Origin of the sequence: Vibrio sp. OPT46 (assembly GCF_015163535.1) — a bacterium.
Taxonomy (GTDB): domain Bacteria; phylum Pseudomonadota; class Gammaproteobacteria; order Enterobacterales; family Vibrionaceae; genus Vibrio; species Vibrio alginolyticus.
In genome coordinates, this window is sequence record NZ_JADDYG010000184.1 from 5,354 (window position 1) to 6,973 (window position 1,620).

The following is a 1,620-nucleotide window of genomic DNA, read 5'->3' on the forward strand; positions in this document are numbered from 1 at the left end:
ATGTCTCAACCGCTAAGCACATTTCAGTCTGATTTGCTGCCATCGGACCGCAGCTTCTACGATGCTCTGAGTGGCGAAAAGACGGCATTCATCACCGAATGTAAGAAGGCATCTCCTTCTAAAGGTTTGATTCGTGATCACTTCGACTTGGATTACATTGCGTCGGTTTACAACAACCACGCAGATGCAATTTCAGTCCTAACAGACGAAAAGTACTTCCAAGGTAACTTTGACTTTCTTCCTCAAGTGCGCGGTCAAGTCAAACAACCGGTTCTGTGCAAAGACTTCATGGTAGATACCTACCAAGTTTACCTAGCACGTCATTACAGTGCTGATGCCGTGCTACTGATGCTTTCTGTCCTTAATGACGAAGAGTACAAAGCGCTAGAGGAAGCGGCGCACAGCCTGAACATGGGTATCTTGACCGAAGTCAGCAACGAAGAAGAGCTTCATCGTGCCGTTAAGCTAGGCGCACGCGTTATCGGCATTAATAACCGTAACCTTCGCGACCTAAGTACTGATTTGAATCGTACTAAAGAACTGGCACCGACAATTCGCGAACTGGCTCCTAACGCAACAGTAATCTCAGAATCTGGCATTTATACACATCAACAAGTTCGTGATTTAGCGGAATACGCAGACGGCTTCTTGATTGGTAGTTCACTGATGGCGGAAGACAACCTTGAACTTGCAGTACGTAAAGTGACGTTAGGCGAAAACAAAGTGTGTGGCTTAACGCATCCAGATGACGCAGCAAAAGCGTATCAATCTGGCGCAGTATTTGGTGGCCTGATTTTTGTCGAGAAGTCGAAGCGTGCGGTTGACCTTGAAGGTGCTCGCTTAACCATGAGCGGTGCTCCACTGAATTACGTTGGCGTTTTCCAAAATCACGATATCGATTTTGTTGCTTCTGTCGTGACCTCTTTGGGTTTAAAAGCAGTGCAGCTGCACGGTCAAGAAGACCAAGCTTACGTAAACCAACTCAAAGCCGAACTGCCAGCAGCGGTAGAAATTTGGAAAGCTTACGGCGTGACTGATGCCAAGCCAGAACTACTTGCAGAAAACATTGATCGCCATTTATTAGATGCGCAAGTGGGCACTCAAACTGGCGGAACTGGTCAAGTGTTCGACTGGTCACTGATTGGCGACCCAAGTCAAATTATGCTAGCGGGCGGACTGTCGCCAGAAAATGCTCAACAAGCAGCGACACTAGGTTGCTTGGGATTAGATTTAAACTCTGGTGTAGAAAGCGCACCAGGCAAAAAAGATTCACAGAAGTTGCTCGCGGCATTCACCGCTATTCGCAACTACTAAAGCTGGATATCAGCTAAAAAATTTAAAGCTATTCGTAGCGAAAAATACGAGAAGGAATATAACGATGGCAAAACTGAATGCCTACTTTGGCGAATACGGCGGTCAGTACGTTCCGCAAATTCTAGTTCCAGCACTGGAGCAACTAGAGCAAGCGTTTATAGACGCGCAAGAAGATCCAGAATTCCGCAGTGAGTTCATGACGCTTCTTCAAGAGTATGCGGGCCGTCCAACGGCTTTGACTCTAACTCGTAACCTAACCAAAGGTACGAAAACCAAACTGTACCTAAAACGTGAAGACCTACTTCA

1 protein-coding gene and 1 pseudogene are annotated in these 1,620 nt (G+C 46.6%); both read left to right on the plus strand.

What is annotated here, in order from left to right; translation table 11 throughout:
• Positions 1-1,314: bifunctional indole-3-glycerol-phosphate synthase TrpC/phosphoribosylanthranilate isomerase TrpF (gene trpCF / locus IQR33_RS08635; protein ID WP_193843632.1), on the plus strand; the 1,314-nt coding region annotated here is incomplete at its 5' end.
• 64 nt (positions 1,315-1,378) lie between these two features.
• Positions 1,379-1,620: pseudogene (locus tag IQR33_RS32645) on the plus strand (tryptophan synthase subunit beta); the annotation flags it as partial.